The organism is Bacillus massilinigeriensis, assembly GCF_900111815.1.
GTDB classification, from domain to species: Bacteria; Bacillota; Bacilli; order Bacillales; family Cytobacillaceae; genus Mesobacillus_C; species Mesobacillus_C mediterraneensis.
This window is the reverse complement of record NZ_LT630004.1, coordinates 706,686-720,837: the sequence shown is the minus strand read 5'-3', so window position 1 is coordinate 720,837 and position 14,152 is coordinate 706,686. Positions and strand designations below refer to the sequence as shown.

Here is a 14,152-nt window from a genome sequence, read left to right as displayed (position 1 = left end):
ACAGGATAACTCTTTCCACTTCGCTTTCCGTACGTGCCGCGGAAAGCGATGCACCTGCAACGGAAATCAGCAGAAATCAAATAAAAAGTCATTCTTCTAACCATCAAAAGGAATGGAAAGAAGAATGACTTTTTGTTGTGATACAGCCTCCAAATGGAAGACTTTTTTATTAGTCCGTAGTTTTTCTCATGCCTCGCATAACAAGGCTAACGATGAACACTAGAGCAATTGCACCAATCAATGCTGGCAAAATTGCAAAGTCGGCAACGACAGGACCCCAGTCACCTAGAATTGCTTGTCCAAGCCAAGCTCCGATAAAACCTGCAATAATATTTCCGATAATTCCACCTGGAATGTCTCTTCCAACAATGATTCCGGCTAACCAGCCAATGATTCCTCCAATAATTAATGACCACAAAAAGCTCATCATATTTACTTCCTCCTCATTTTCAATTTAAGTGTTTTTAAGAGCTAAAAAGTATTCCTTTTTCCGCAGAATACCTGCGGGATCAACCTTTTGCTTCCCGGGTGCAAAAGCTAAAGTTTTGGGCGCCCTATTCAAATGCTAAAACCTTTTGTATGCGGCGGGTGTTGCAGTAGTCTTAGCTGTAAAATTTCTGCCCCGCTCGTACAATACATTTACCACCATTTCTAGCGCTTAAACATGCCTATAAAACAAGTATGTAACAGAAGCAGCAAAAATAATCGAAACCGATGCTGGTTCTTTTAACCATACATAAATAAAACAGGCCATTAATGGCCTGCCCTGTTAAAAATCAAAATGGTCTGGATGCGCACCAAACCTTTCATCCCTATTTAACGAATTGATATTTTCCATTTCCTTTGCTGTCAAAACAAAATCACAGATATCACTATTTTCCTTCAACCGTTCCAGATGCACTGATTTCGGTATCGGAATAACTCCGTTCTGTACATGCCAACGAAGTATGATTTGCGCTTCCGATTTCCCTTTATCCTTTGCAATGGAAGCAATAATAGGATCTCCAAACAGCCTTCCCCTCGCAATTGGGGACCATGCTTCCACTGCTATTTCGTGACTCGTGCAAAATGCGCGAAGCTCTTCTTGTGATAGAGCCGGATGAAGTTCCACTTGGTTAATAACCGGTTTTTCCTCGCAATGATTGAGAATATCCTGTAAATGATGAACTTGAAAATTGCTGACACCGATAGCCCGAACCCTTCCACTTCGGTATATTTCCTCCATCGCCCGCCATGTATCTAAATATTTCCCTTTTACAGGCCAGTGGACAAGATAGAGATCAACATACTCAACGCCAAGCTTGTTTATACTCCTATCGAAAGCCTTCAGAGTATTTTCATATCCTTGGTCACTGTTCCACACTTTAGTAGTAACAAAAATATCTTCCCTTGGTACAGAGCTGCTCCTGATTGCTTTGCCCACACCTTCTTCATTGTCATAAAAAGCTGCTGTATCAATTAGACGGTACCCAAGCTGCAGCGCGGAAGAGACTGTTTTCTCCGTTTCCTCTCCTTCTTCCACCTTGTAGACTCCAAGTCCAAAAACCGGCATCATTACCCCGTTATGCAAAGTTACTTTGTCCATGATACTTCCTGACATGATTCTCCCGCCTCTTTTCATTTTGTTTTATTCATTCTAACATCCTCTTCTCCTTACAAGCCATTCGTATGATTTATCATTGATGAGGTCATCTTAATAACAAAACTGTTTTTACTACATTATATAAAGGGTAAAGAAGAACAAATAATTTGAATTGTAACAATCGTTTTATGTTAAGATTTTGTAAATTTTTAAAGGTCTATCTTCATATTTCGACAATAATTCGTTAAAATTAATCTCGCTTGGTCATTTGCAACTTGGATAGAAATGGGGTAGAAAAATGGTTTTTAAGAAAAAGGACAAATTCGCAGTGCTGTTATCCAATATAGCCAGCAACTTAAAGGAAAGTTCTGACTTTTTTGCGGATTACAAATTGAACAATGTGAGTGACCTAAAAGTCTTCACAGAAAAGATGAAGGATTATGAAACAAAAGGCGATAACTACATCCATGAAGTCATCATGGAACTGAACAATGTTTTCATCACTCCAATCGAACGTGAAGACATTCTTGCACTTTCGATGAGTATGGATGATGTCCTCGATGGCATGGATCATTGTTCCAATCTATTCGAAGTCTATTCCATTACCCATGCAGACGAATACATGCGCGAATTTGTCGAAGCGCTTAAAGCATCTGCTATTGAAATCGAACAGGCTGTCGGGCTTCTGACAACAAAGAAACTCCCGCTGATCAGGGATTATGCGATCAAAATTAAAGATTACGAATCGAAATGCGACGGAATTCTACGTCAGTCACTCAAGCATTTGTTCTCTGTCGAAAAGGATCCAATTCGTATCATCCAGTATAAAGAAATTTATGAAAGTCTTGAAGAAATTGCTGATAGCTGCCAGGACGTTGCAAACACGCTTGAAAGCATTGTCATGAAAAACGCATAAGGAGCCTGATTTATGGATACGGTTTTTATCGTCACAGCATTAATTGTCATTGCAGCTCTAGCGTTTGATTTTATCAATGGATTCCATGACACAGCGAATGCAATTGCGACAGCTGTCTCAACAAAAGCACTAAAACCAAGACACGCAATTATTCTTGCAGCTACAATGAACTTTGTTGGTGCCATGACTTTCACAGGAGTTGCCAAAACGATCACAAAGGATATTGTCGATCCGTTTACGCTTCATAACGGTCAGATTGTTATCCTCGCCGCTCTGTTGTCTGCTATTATATGGAATCTTCTTACATGGTATTATGGGATACCAAGCAGTTCTTCCCATGCCATCATCGGTTCTATTGCAGGTGCAGCTATCGCAGCAGCAGGATTTGCTTCATTAAATTATTCCGGTTTCCTAAAGATTATTGAAGCGCTGCTTCTGTCACCGGTTATCGCTTTTGTTGCAGGTTACATCATTTATGGCATCTTTAAGATAGTATTTAAAAATAACAACCTCGCCAAGACCAACCGGAACTTCCGATTTTTCCAGATTGGTACAGCAGCACTCCAGGCTTTTACACACGGAACGAACGATGCCCAAAAAGCAATGGGTATCATCACAATGGCCTTGATTGCTAATGGATATCAGTCAGATCAAGAAATCCAGCATTGGGTTCAGTTTTCCTGTGCTCTCGCAATGGGTCTAGGAACTTCCGTCGGTGGTTGGAAAATCATCAAAACAGTTGGCGGCAAAATAATGAAAATACGGCCAATCAATGGTGTCGCAGCCGACTTAACGGGCGCCATTGTCATCTTTGGTGCAACTTTTATTCATTTACCTGTAAGTACAACACATGTTATCTCTTCTTCGATTCTCGGTGTTGGTGCATCCCACCGTGTCAAGGGAGTAAAATGGGGAACTGCACAGCGGATGCTAGTCACATGGGTCATTACCCTTCCGATTTCTGCAGCGTTAGCAGCTCTTTGCTACTATATCCTCAATATTTTTCTATAAATGAAAGACCGGCGGATGCCGGTCTTTTTTGTGTAGCTCCTACTTTTCCTCCAGTTCGTCAATCTCAACAATTGTTCTTTCTTCGAGTGGCCCTCTTAAATGCACTGTTGCTGTCCTTCCGTCCTCATTCAGGCTATCGATCCACACATCTGCGCCATTGTATGTGACTTCAATCTCTGCTGATGATGATAAAATTTGTTTCACTCTTCTAACATCCATAATCCTCTCTCCTTTCGATTCATCTGCGATTATTTTCCCTGTCCTTTTAACACCTTATACATGATGTCGGCTTTTCTCCGTTTTTAGAGTGGAACGAAATACACAAAATGGACAGAATAAGAAAGTAAATCCCTCTTGCCATTTTGATCAAAAACGAATAATATAAAATTTGTGTTTTAAAATGTTCGTATTTTGGAGGAAATTTCATGTTTAAACTTAAGGAAAATAATACAAATGCAAAAACGGAAATGCTTGCAGGGATAACCACTTTTTTTACAATGGTTTATATCGTCGTGGTAAACCCTGTGATCTTATCGGATGCTGGAGTTCCGTTTGAGCAAGTATTCACAGCGACAATCATTGCAGCTGCTGCTGGTACACTATGGATGGCACTGTTCGCAAACTACCCTATTGCGATTGCACCCGGAATGGGGCTAAACGCTTACTTTGCCTATTCTGTTGTAGGCGGCCATGAAGGAATTACTTATGAAGCTGCATTTGCCGCAGTTTTTGTAGCAGGGATAATTTTTGTCATCCTTTCACTAACGTCGTTCCGTGAAAAGCTGATTGAGGCGATTCCTTCTAATCTTAAGCATGGTATCACCGCCGGTATCGGTCTTTTCATCGCCTTTATCGGTCTTCGCCTTACAAAGATTATTACAGCACACCCAACGAATCTTGTTGGTCTTGGGGACTTGCATTCTTCATCAGCTGCACTAGCATTAATTGGATTGGCTGTCACCCTTGTTATGATGATCATGAACATTAACGGCGCATTGTTTATTGGAATGGTTATCACAGGTATCATTGCCTACTTCACAGGAGACTTGAGCTTTAATAAAGGTTTTGTCTCTCTTCCATCGCTTCCTGAAGGCCTAATTATTGCAAATCCTATTGATGCATTCGGGGAGGTTATTTCCCACAGTCTTTATGCTGTAGTATTCTCCTTTATTCTTGTTACGATATTTGATACAACTGGAACTATGATTGGCGTGGCTAACCAAGCAGGACTGATGAAAGGCAATAAAATGCCTCGTGCAAGAAAAGCACTCCTATCCGATTCAATTGGAACGGCGGTCGGTGCGATGTTCGGCACAAGCCCTACAACAGCCTATATCGAGTCTACATCAGGAGTAGCAGCAGGTGGACGTACAGGACTGACATCGTTAACAGTCGCTATTCTATTTATTTTTGCAGCATTTTTTGGGCCGCTAGTCAGTGCTGTTTCCGGACTGTCCGCCATTACAGCTCCAGCTCTTATTATCGTTGGAAGCCTGATGATGGGCAGTATTTCACAAATCAAATGGAATGAGCTTGATGAAGCATTCCCTGCTTTCCTCATCATTCTGAGCATGCCGCTTACATCGAGTATTTCAACTGGTATCGCTCTTGGATTCATCTCCTATCCGCTGTTAAAGGTTGTAAAAGGACAGTGGAAGGAAGTACACCCTTTAGTCTATATCTTTGCCGTCCTTTTCTTCTACCAGCTTGCGTTCCTTCCGCATTAAGAAACCGCGTCATTTGCCACTTGCACACCAATATAAAAGTGGTCCGGAATATATTATTCCGGACCACTTTTTGTCAACAGACCTACTGCAGCAGCATTTTTTATGCTTCTGCTTCAATTTTTAAAGATTCGTCATAATAGGATTCTGAATCGATGTCCTTTGTCAATCTGCTAGTAAGAACTCCAGCTGTCATGGATCCGCTAACGTTAACGGCAGTGCGGCCCATATCGATCAGCGGTTCAACGGAAATGAGCAAACCAGCAAGACCGACTGGAAGATTCAGTGCTGACAATACGAGTAGTGCAGCGAAGGTTGCACCGCCACCTACACCGGCAACACCAAATGAACTGATTGCAACAATTCCAATGACGCTAATAATGAAGGATGGGCTCAATGGATCAATTCCCACTGACGGTGCTATCATAACAGCCAGCATAGCAGGATAAATTCCTGCACAGCCATTTTGACCGATCGACAGACCGAAGGAACCTGCAAAGTTTGCAATCCCTTCCGATACTCCAAGGGAACGCTGGGTTTTAATATTAAGCGGCAATGCCCCTGCGCTAGTCCTTGAAGTAAAGGCGAATGTCAGTACAGGAAATGCCTTCTTGACATAAACGATCGGGTTAAGGCCAGCAGCTGTCAAGAGAAGCAAATGGATGATGAACATCACAGCAAGCGCGACATAGGAGGCAAGAACGAATTTTCCAAGCTTCAAAATCGCGTCCAGGTTACTCATTGCAACCGTATTCGTCATGATTGCAAGTACGCCATATGGTGTCAGGCGAAGAATTAAAGTTACAATCCTCATAATAATCGTATAAAAGGCATCAACAATCTTCGAAAATAATTCCGCTTGTTCTGGTGCTTTGCGACGAACACCAAGGTATGCAATACCAATAAATGCGGCGAAGATAACAACAGAAATAGTTGAGGTTGGACGTGCTCCCGTTAAATCAAGGAATGGATTTGCCGGCAGGAATTCTAGCATTTGCTGCGGTAGCGTCCGGCCTTCTAGCATTTCTCCATATTTTTGTTCCAGTTCCCCGGCCCTTGCAGTTTCAGCATCCCCTTGATGAACTTCGACTGCCTCAAGGTCAAAACCAATAGCAGAAGCAATACCCACGGTTGCTGCAACGGCTGTTGTTGCAATCAGGATTCCAAGAATTAAGGAACTAATTTTTCCAATATTACTTGTTAGCTTCAGTTTCGTGAACGCTGTAAGAATGGATATGAAAACTAGCGGCATTACAATCATTTGAAGGAACTTCACATAACCAGATCCAACAAGACTGAACCAGCCTGCTGTCGTGGCAGTAACCTCGGAAGACGGCCCGTAAAGTAACTGTAAGGCGAAACCGAACAAAATACCTATTCCGAGCGCAGTAAACACCCGTTTAGAGAATGAGACGTGTTTTCTTTGCATCATATAAAGACCAAAGAGAATAAATAATAAAATTGCAATATTTAAAATCACCAAACCATTCGTCAATTTTTACCCCTCCCCTTATATAGTAGTAACTATAATACAGGTATTCCTATCAGTCAAGTCGGAAATGTTTTTTCTTATCAACCTCCTTCATTATTATTGTTTTCTTATTATATATCCACTTAACTAAGTTTCATGTTTTTCAGCAAAAAAAAAAACGGGCAAATGCCCAGTCCTCCTATAGTACTTATTCTTCTGGAATCAAAATTGGCCATTTTTTCCCCATCTTGAGAAACGTCTGCATAATTTCCTTAGATAGCTCACTAGCGTTATATGGTTTGATCAAGTATCCACAGTCTCCTTCTCAGTGCAGTTGTTATATTCTACAACAGGGATACTAATAGTAAAGGTACTTCCATGGCCGTATTCAGATTCTACTGTAACATTTCCACTATGGGCTTTGACAACTTCCTGGACAATGGAAAGACCAAGACCTGTCCCGCCAATTTTTCTCCTGTCGGAATTATCCACCCGATAAAACTTCGTGAAGAGCTTATCCAAGGACTCCTTCGGTATTCCCAGCCCTTGGTCTTTAACCGCGAGTTTCAGCCATTCTCCCTCTCTATAGCAAGAAATTGAGACAGGTCCGCCTCCTGGTGAATATTTGACACTATTGCTTACGAGGTTTCGTATAGCCTGTTCAAGCTTCTGCTCATCACCGAAAACCTTCTCATTCTTGCTCACCATCTCAATCGTAATACAATGCTCCGGTGCACTTAGCTTTTGAAGCGAAACCACTCGTTCCAAAAGAGCATATACCTTCACATAATCCATTCGATACTGCTGTTTCCCAGCCTCCATTTTCTGGACATCAAGAAAATCATTGATTAAGGACGCAAGCCTCTGAGTCTCCTGATAGATTGTTTTCGTATAATTCTTGTGCTTTTCAGGAGATAAATCCCTGTAAAGCATCAGTTCTGAAAAACCGAGAATGCTTGAAAGCGGCGTGCGCAGTTCATGGCTAACGGTACTGACAAACTCTGACTTCATCTTATCCACTTCATATTCCTTCGTGATGTTTCGATGAACAAGAATCATTCCATTCAGCTCTACCCCGAGGGAGAGTTCTTCGCTATATACCTTGAAAACTTGTCCGCTATCCTTCATGCTATAAACAAATCCTTCACTGTCACCGCTGCCATCTAAGACCTTTTCCAGGTAGTCAATAAAAGCTTCCCCGTCCTCAATCATGTTTTTCATGTATGGAGCCCACCTTTCGGAAGAAACTCCTTCTAATTCGGCAATATACTGCTTGCACTCGAAAACCTCACATAAAGCCGCATTGATTTTCAGCAATTTCCCGTTGGCATCGATTAGCTGAAGCCCTTCCTGGACTGTGTTAATCACCTCCTGGTTAAGCTTTCGCTCTTCTTCTGTTTTTTGATAAAAACGAACTTTATCAAGAATATTTCCGATACTTTTTGCCAAAGCTTCATACTCATCCAGGTCTTTTTGCTCAAAACTGCTGCAATAACGGCAAAATAGCATAATTGCATACAAGGAACCTTCCGTTAAAAACACGGGTACGTAGACATGATGAAGGAAAAAAGAGCCTTGATGCATTCCTTTGACGGAAAGTCCAGGTTTGCGGCTGACAATAAAGGCATGCTGCTCTTTTTGAAGCCTAGCAACAAATTCGCTTTGCTTTATTTGCTTTAAATATGGACGGACAGCGTCTTCCGGGACAGCATAGTTTGCATGCAAATCTTTCTCAACAAGGCTGATCAATCCGCAATCCGCACCAATCGCCTTGGCCATAAAGTTGACAGCATTTTCCAACACCTTCTGTTCCTCGAGCGTATCGGAAATTTGATGGATAAGCTCATTGCGCCCATTGAGAGAACGCTGCCTTTCCTCTAAAGATTCTAAGGCGGATTCCAATTGAATCTGCTGTTTTTGCAATTCCTCCCCCTGGGCTAAGAGCTCCTCATTGTGAGAGACAAGTTCATTTTCTTTCTCTTGAATACTCAGCAACATCCTTTGGAAAGCGGATGAAAGGACACCGATTTCGTCCTCCCTTCCTATTTCCAGATGAAGAACAGCCTCCCTTCCCATCGCTGTCTCGTTGGAGGCCTTGGCTAGCTCTGAGAGCGGTTTGCCGATCTCTGTGAGCATATGCCGGATAATTCTCTCCAGCGTCAAGAGAGAAACGAGCATGAAAAAGATAAAACCGACTTGAATGTATTTTTCCATCTTGGTAAAATGATTCAATTTCGAATGAAGATCCTTGTCTTTGGTTTCGAGATACTCCTCAAGCTTCCCTTGGAATTCTGCCAGCTTTTGAATCGATTCATTATTCGCTTTATCCAAAATAGCTTTCATATTATTATCTTCATAATTCGCAATGACATCAGGCAGCGTATCATCAAAATAATAGTCTACAAAGTCCTCTGCAAAAACGGCAAATTTCCTATCATCCTCGTCAATCGCCAAATCACGCAGCATGGTGATTTGCTTACGTATTTCCGGCTCCTTTTCCAGTGCACGCTCTTTCATTTCTTCGTTCCCGAAAGCAAGAAAGCCCCTGATATCTAGAAAAACGGAACTACAATTCTTTTCAATATTTCTTGCGACGTTCTCTTTCTTCATTAAAATCTCGTTTTGTTCTTTATAAGATTCATTCAGATTGTCTAATGTAACCAACAGAATGACAGCAAGACCGAGAAATACAAGCAAATAGCAAACCATACAAACCAAAAACCTTCTTGAAAGGCTCTTTTTGATGAAGTTATTGAGCATCTTCTAATATTCCTTTTACCACTTCAAGAAGATGGAGCGGGCTAAAAGGCTTTGCAATGAAGTAATCAGCTCTCGAGCGGAATGCTATGTTTTTTTCCAGTTCTTTACTCTTTGCGGACAGCATCACGATTGCTGCATCTTTATTTATGCCTTCATATCTGGTCTTTTCAGCCACTTCGACTCCTGTGAGGCCAGGCATCATATAATCCAGGATGATTAGGTCATACTTATTACACTCTATTAAGGAGATTGCTTTTTGCCCATCCTCCGCCACATCAATATCGTATTCTTCCTCTTCTAAAACGTCTGTAATCAGCATTCTCAATATCTCTTCATCTTCTGCCAATAGAATCTTACTCACTGTGCTACCTCCACAACGCTTATCTTGATAGATGGCAATATCACCTAGAGAATTCGGTCCAGACACCATCTCTATATCATCCTCTTAATCAACTGTGTTATCCTAGCTTCCAACTCTTTAATGCTGAATGGCTTCGTCACATAATCATCTGCTCCTAGTTTTAAGGCGCGGGATATATCATCTTCACTCTTTCGTCCTGTCAGCATAAGCACGCGAACATCGAGGTTTTTATCCATTTTCTTTACTTTTTGAAGCACTTCTACGCCATCCATGACAGGCATAATTCCATCGAGGATCAGAAAATGCTTCCCATTTTCCTTTAATTTATTTGACTGGAGAAAGTTGTTGCCGTCTTCATAAGAATCAACTTGAAAATCGAGACTAGGGAAAACCATATTAGATAGGATTTTTGTCAAAATGGTGCGGATGATAGCATCATCATCGATAATCGAAACATGAAGGGTTTTTCTATGTTCAGCATTAGACAAACAGGCACTTTCTACTCGGTTACGGCCATTGCGCTTGGCCGTATATAATGCCTGATCCGCCATTCGAACAAGCTCCCCCTTGTCCTCCATAGATGCATTCACTGTTTGAATTCCTGTGGAAAAAGTGACATGGAAGATTTCCCCCTTTTCCTGGAAAGGAATTTTGGAGAATTCGCTCAAAAGGCGCTCAACAACATTCCAGGCATTTTGGCGATCTGTTCCTGGAAACAGAATGGCAAATTCTTCTCCTCCATACCTAAACACGGAGTCATTTATCCGTACGCGCTGTTTTATAAAGGAAGCAAACTCCAAAAGAACTTTATCACCTGTTGCGTGTCCATATTGGTCATTCACCTGCTTGAAGTGATCAATATCCAACATTGCAAGGCTGAATGGCTTCCCAGTCCTTTTGTATTCCTTAAGCTGTCTTTCTAGCATTTCATTAAATAACCTTCGATTGTAAACCTTTGTTAATTCATCTATCAGTACGGATTGATCGAATAATTTTTTTCGCTGAAGCTGGCGTTCTATCCGTATAAAAAATTCATCCAATTCCAATGGTTTGCCGATAAAGTCATCGGCTCCAAAAGCATATGCTTTCTTTCGCAGCTCCTTATCATCGGAAGCACTTAACATAATGTTTGGGATAAACCTTTTATTTGACTGTAGCTGAAGCTCTTCCATAAGCTCAAAACCGTTTTTAAAATGAAGATGTATATCAGCAATTAAACAATCTGGAACATTGTCATAATAACTCTCAATCGCCTTCTCCAAATCGTTGTTTGTCAGTACCATCCAACCTCTTTCTTCCATTGCTTCCTTCAGGAGAATTAGCAAGGAAACATCGCTATCTATGATTTGAATAAGCGGCGCATGTTCGTCAGGCCCTTTCACTTCCTTTGCAAAATTTTCATTGTGAAAATGCTCGTACTGATAAATCATACCCGCCATATCAAAAAGAAATGCTTCAAGCTCTTGTTTGCTCCAAAAAGCATGGCTGCGCTTCTCACTAATTTCCAGCAACTGTGAAGACAAATGCAGCAATCCTCCAAGCCCAATTGTTCCTGCGGTACCTTTTACAGAATGAAGAAATGTTACTACTTCTTCATTTCGGATTTTCCCTTGGGATCCTTCAAACCACTGCGTCATCTTTTGTTTGATTTTTGCAATCAACATCGTCTTATACTTTTCCATTCATATCGCCCACTTCCTAAAATGGCAGGGTTAGCCAAGGCATGTTCCTTTAGATTCCTACCAGCGATTTATATCACTCTATTTTAAAACTACCCAACATGGATGACAATCGAATGATTACGTCTAACAGGCTTTTTTTCTTACTTCTGTAAAAAAATTCAATGATTTGTCGCAATTAGTCGATTAATTTATCTCTCATCTACATTGAATAGAGAATTTTATCCGTTATACAATGGAAGTACCAAAAATGAGAGAATGGGGAAAAAAATGGGCCTTTTTAAGGATTTGTTGTTCAACCTGATTTTTATTTTAATTACAACTCTGGCCTGCCAGCTTTTTGTAATTGACCGGTTGCGTTATGTCCTTACGAAAAATTGCAAATGGCTTGTGACTTGTATCGCCGGCTTTCAAATCCTCTTTTGTATCGCATTTTCTTATCGCGAAACAAATGGTTTTATATTTGATTTGAGACTAATCCCAGTGATCTTAGGAGGATTTTATGGCGGTCCAATAACCAGTTTGCTTCTATTTATCATCGTTCTTCTAACAAGGCTTCCCTTTGGCGGGAATGGGATTTGGGTGACATTTTTTTGCACGGCCGGCATCACGCTTATCGTCTGTTTTCTTCATAAATTGTACCAGTCGCAAAATACGAGAAAAAAACTTTTCATCGCGACAAGCCTTGCAACAGCGTATAGCCTCTCTGTTTTTATTTTAAAGAATATCTTGACGGATCAGCCGATTAATATGGCTTACGCTTGGATTTACACCGGCACATTAATTGCAAGTATGCTAATTGTTACTTATTTGATTGAGATTGTACGCCAGAATGAAATTTTGCGGGAAGCTGTCTTAAAGTCGGAAAAATCGGAGGTCGTTTCTCAGCTGGCTGCAAGCCTTAGCCATGAGGTCCGAAACCCCCTTACTGTCACAAGAGGCTTCCTGCAAATGTTAAAAGACCCAATGCTTGATCAAGGGAAAAAATCCTTTTATCTTGATACGGCAATTGAAGAGTTGGATAGAGCAGAGTTGATCATCAAAGAATATTTATCGTTTTCTAAACCACAAACGGAAAACACCTCAACCTTCTGCATTAGAATGGAAATTGTAAAAGCGCTTGAGCTGCTGAAACCTTATGCCAATAACTTTTCTGTCAAGATCCAGACAGTGTTGGACGGAGACCTCGTAATTATGGGGGAAGCTTCAAAGTTTCAGCAATGCCTTCTTAATATCATCAAAAACTCGATTGAAGCTATGCCGAATGGAGGGAACATCTGCATCAGAGCTATCGAATCTGGAGCATTTGCCTCTGTTCACATAAAAGATACGGGCATCGGCATGACCCCTGCCCAAATTTCCCGCCTTGGTGAACCTTATTTTTCAACCAAACAGGACAAGGGAACAGGACTAGGAATGGTAGTCGTCTATAAAGTTATTCAGGAAATGGGCGGGTCAATCGAAACAAAGAGCGCTCTGCAAAAAGGCACAGAGTTCACTCTTCGTCTTCCGCTCGGCAAATGGCGATCAGGCCAGTTTCGCCACAATTAAGCATAGAAAAGAACCGTGGAATCTTCATCCCTCCACGGTTCTTTTCCATAATACGTTTTAAATTTTGAACTTTATATTGATGATATTTGCTTTTCTAAGCGTATCGTAGACAATGATAATCGTTGGGCCAATCAATACCCCTGCAATCCCGAGCAGCTTAAAACCGATATACATGCTGATCAGCGATGCAAGCGGTGATATCCCAAGATTCGTTGAATAAATCTTTGGTTCAATCACCCTTCGAACAACGGTGATAACAACAAAGAGAATGATTAAGCCAATACCCAGGAAATGATTGTTTTGCAGAATGGCAACAACTGCCCAAGGAACAAGAACCGAACCTGTCCCGAGTATCGGCAGAATATCGACGATCACAATAAGGATGGACAGCAGTCCCACATAAGGCGCCTTTAATATCGAGAGCCCAGTGAATGCCATGATATACGTGATAGCGCTCAATATTACCTGAGCCTTAATGAAACCGAGCCCGGCTTTACTGAGCTGCCTTGTGACGAGGTACAACTTGTTCTTTGTCTGTTCTTTCAAATGTGTTTCAAGCTTGGCCTTTAACTGCGGCCACTCCAAGCTAATCAAAAACAGTGCGATTAAGTAAATAAGAACTTCAATTAAAAAAACTGGAATGGATGTTAGAAAATTTAATAGGCTTTCCACCACTCTTTGTAAAAACGCATCAAGTGCGTTGACATTGCTTTCGATCGTTCCCTCAATGGAGAGGAAAACGTCAGTTGGAAGCTTTTGAGAATAGAATTCCCATTTTCCAACCAGCGGCAGGATGACCGATCTATAAAAATCTTTCACAAACGTTGGTGTCCTTTGAGAAAGGGAAACCGCCTGCTGTGCTGTAATCGAAATGAGATTATAGCCTACCATGCCAATCAGCAGAACATACCCTGTAAAAACCGTAAGGACGGCCTGCAATCTGTTGAAACGCATTTTCGTTATCAGTTTCTGGATCATCCCTTCAAGCATCGCGGCTGTAAGTAGCGCAAACAGCAGCGGAAGACTATATGGGATGAGGAAGATGACGAGGGCAACCAAAACGGTTGTCCAAATCCATTTTTTCCACATCTATGTAC

12 protein-coding genes are annotated in these 14,152 nt (G+C 41.3%); 4 read left to right on the top strand and 8 right to left on the bottom strand.

What is annotated here, in order from left to right:
• Window positions 1–169: 169 nt before the first annotated feature.
• Both BQ5796_RS03895 and BQ5796_RS03890 read right to left on the bottom strand, forming a co-directional pair.
• Window positions 170–430: a GlsB/YeaQ/YmgE family stress response membrane protein gene (locus BQ5796_RS03895; RefSeq protein WP_071459025.1), complete on the bottom strand. Its 261-nt coding sequence runs from the start codon at window positions 428–430 to the stop codon at window positions 170–172.
• A 339-nt stretch (window positions 431–769) separates the two neighbouring features.
• Window positions 770–1,600 carry an aldo/keto reductase gene (locus BQ5796_RS03890; protein WP_071459024.1) on the bottom strand — a complete coding sequence of 277 codons (831 nt, stop codon included), beginning with the start codon at window positions 1,598–1,600 and terminating at the stop codon, window positions 770–772.
• 280 nt (window positions 1,601–1,880) lie between these two features.
• On the opposite strand from BQ5796_RS03890, the gene BQ5796_RS03885 reads away from it, so the two are divergent.
• On the top strand, window positions 1,881–2,498 hold the full coding sequence (locus BQ5796_RS03885) for a DUF47 domain-containing protein (RefSeq protein WP_071459023.1): 618 nt from the start codon (window positions 1,881–1,883) through the stop codon (window positions 2,496–2,498).
• 12 nt (window positions 2,499–2,510) lie between these two features.
• Window positions 2,511–3,509, top strand: coding sequence for an inorganic phosphate transporter (locus tag BQ5796_RS03880; protein WP_071459022.1), 999 nt, complete (start codon window positions 2,511–2,513; stop codon window positions 3,507–3,509).
• A gap of 39 nt (window positions 3,510–3,548) precedes the next feature.
• On the opposite strand, the gene BQ5796_RS03875 is transcribed toward BQ5796_RS03880, so the two are convergent.
• The gene (locus BQ5796_RS03875) at window positions 3,549–3,728 is read right to left on the bottom strand and encodes an H-type small acid-soluble spore protein (protein WP_071459021.1); all 180 of its coding nucleotides are present in this window, start codon (window positions 3,726–3,728) and stop codon (window positions 3,549–3,551) included.
• A 206-nt stretch (window positions 3,729–3,934) separates the two neighbouring features.
• Here BQ5796_RS03875 and BQ5796_RS03870 point away from each other — a divergent pair, with 206 nt between their 5' ends.
• A complete protein-coding gene (locus BQ5796_RS03870) occupies window positions 3,935–5,236 on the top strand; it encodes an NCS2 family permease (RefSeq protein WP_071459020.1) in 1,302 nt (433 codons plus the stop codon).
• 100 nt (window positions 5,237–5,336) lie between these two features.
• On the opposite strand, the gene BQ5796_RS03865 is transcribed toward BQ5796_RS03870, so the two are convergent.
• From BQ5796_RS03865 to BQ5796_RS03850, 4 genes are all read right to left on the bottom strand, one after another.
• Window positions 5,337–6,665, bottom strand: coding sequence for an L-cystine transporter (locus BQ5796_RS03865; RefSeq protein ID WP_200792899.1), 1,329 nt, complete (start codon window positions 6,663–6,665; stop codon window positions 5,337–5,339).
• Between the two features lie 342 nt (window positions 6,666–7,007).
• Entirely contained in the window at window positions 7,008–9,413 is a 2,406-nt protein-coding gene (locus BQ5796_RS03860; protein WP_159430977.1) for an ATP-binding protein, read from the bottom strand.
• 40 nt (window positions 9,414–9,453) lie between these two features.
• The gene (locus tag BQ5796_RS03855) at window positions 9,454–9,825 is read right to left on the bottom strand and encodes a response regulator transcription factor (RefSeq protein WP_071461134.1); all 372 of its coding nucleotides are present in this window, start codon (window positions 9,823–9,825) and stop codon (window positions 9,454–9,456) included.
• Window positions 9,826–9,896: 71 nt separating this feature from the next.
• The gene (locus tag BQ5796_RS03850) at window positions 9,897–11,507 is read right to left on the bottom strand and encodes a GGDEF domain-containing response regulator (RefSeq protein WP_071459017.1); all 1,611 of its coding nucleotides are present in this window, start codon (window positions 11,505–11,507) and stop codon (window positions 9,897–9,899) included.
• Between the two features lie 267 nt (window positions 11,508–11,774).
• On the opposite strand from BQ5796_RS03850, the gene BQ5796_RS03845 reads away from it, so the two are divergent.
• Window positions 11,775–13,055 carry an ATP-binding protein gene (locus BQ5796_RS03845; protein ID WP_071459016.1) on the top strand — a complete coding sequence of 427 codons (1,281 nt, stop codon included), beginning with the start codon at window positions 11,775–11,777 and terminating at the stop codon, window positions 13,053–13,055.
• A gap of 57 nt (window positions 13,056–13,112) precedes the next feature.
• On the opposite strand, the gene ytvI is transcribed toward BQ5796_RS03845, so the two are convergent.
• Complete coding sequence (ytvI, locus tag BQ5796_RS03840; protein ID WP_071459015.1) at window positions 13,113–14,144, bottom strand: sporulation integral membrane protein YtvI; 1,032 nt, start codon at window positions 14,142–14,144, stop codon at window positions 13,113–13,115.
• Window positions 14,145–14,152: the final 8 nt, after the last annotated feature.

Excerpts from the sequence above, each read along its gene's own strand:
- BQ5796_RS03845 (WP_071459016.1), top strand. The coding sequence starts at position 11,775 with ATGGGCCTTTTTAAGGATTTGTTGTTCAACCTGATTTTTATTTTAATT.
- BQ5796_RS03870 (WP_071459020.1), top strand. The coding sequence starts at position 3,935 with ATGTTTAAACTTAAGGAAAATAATACAAATGCAAAAACGGAAATGCTT.
- BQ5796_RS03890 (WP_071459024.1), bottom strand. The coding sequence starts at position 1,600 with ATGTCAGGAAGTATCATGGACAAAGTAACTTTGCATAACGGGGTAATG.
- BQ5796_RS03860 (WP_159430977.1), bottom strand. The coding sequence starts at position 9,413 with ATGGTTTGCTATTTGCTTGTATTTCTCGGTCTTGCTGTCATTCTGTTG.
- BQ5796_RS03895 (WP_071459025.1), bottom strand. The coding sequence starts at position 430 with ATGATGAGCTTTTTGTGGTCATTAATTATTGGAGGAATCATTGGCTGG.
- BQ5796_RS03880 (WP_071459022.1), top strand. The coding sequence starts at position 2,511 with ATGGATACGGTTTTTATCGTCACAGCATTAATTGTCATTGCAGCTCTA.
- BQ5796_RS03865 (WP_200792899.1), bottom strand. The coding sequence starts at position 6,665 with ATGATGCAAAGAAAACACGTCTCATTCTCTAAACGGGTGTTTACTGCG.
- ytvI (WP_071459015.1), bottom strand. The coding sequence starts at position 14,144 with ATGTGGAAAAAATGGATTTGGACAACCGTTTTGGTTGCCCTCGTCATC.
- BQ5796_RS03875 (WP_071459021.1), bottom strand. The coding sequence starts at position 3,728 with ATGGATGTTAGAAGAGTGAAACAAATTTTATCATCATCAGCAGAGATT.
- BQ5796_RS03885 (WP_071459023.1), top strand. The coding sequence starts at position 1,881 with ATGGTTTTTAAGAAAAAGGACAAATTCGCAGTGCTGTTATCCAATATA.
- BQ5796_RS03850 (WP_071459017.1), bottom strand. The coding sequence starts at position 11,507 with ATGGAAAAGTATAAGACGATGTTGATTGCAAAAATCAAACAAAAGATG.